The organism is Methanobrevibacter curvatus, from assembly GCF_001639295.1.
Classification (GTDB): domain Archaea; phylum Methanobacteriota; class Methanobacteria; order Methanobacteriales; family Methanobacteriaceae; genus Methanoflexus; species Methanoflexus curvatus.
This window is the reverse complement of sequence record NZ_LWMV01000153.1, coordinates 1-500: the sequence shown is the minus strand read 5'-3', so window position 1 is coordinate 500 and position 500 is coordinate 1. Positions and strand designations below refer to the sequence as shown.

Genomic DNA, 500 nt, shown 5'->3' with positions numbered 1-500 from the left:
CTATTTAAAGTAACAACAATATCTAAAAATACACTCTGACCATTAGCTAAATCACCAATATACCATTTACCAGTAACATGATTGTAACTGCCAAAACTAGCATTAGAAGACCTGTAAATAACACCAGCAGGTAAAATATCAGTAACTTCAACACCAGTAGCATTATCAGGACCATGATTAGTCACATTAATAGTATACCTAATATCAATGCCATTTAAAACACTACCAGACACATTACTAGTTTTTATAATACTAATATTCACAGTCGGAGTAACAGACAAATTAGTATTGTTACCAGGAGTACTACTGTTATTACCAGTATTATTCTGATCAACAGTCACATTAGCAATATTAACAACACTACCAGTACCATTTAAAGTAACAACAATATCTAAAAATACACTCTGACCATTAGCTAAATTACCAATATACCATTTACCATTAGCAGAATTATAACTATTAACAGTAGCATTAGAAGACTTATAAATCAAACCATTAGG

1 pseudogene is annotated in these 500 nt (G+C 30.6%); it reads right to left on the bottom strand.

Annotated elements, in window-relative coordinates:
• Positions 1–500: pseudogene (locus tag MBCUR_RS03615) on the bottom strand (DUF11 domain-containing protein); the annotation flags it as partial.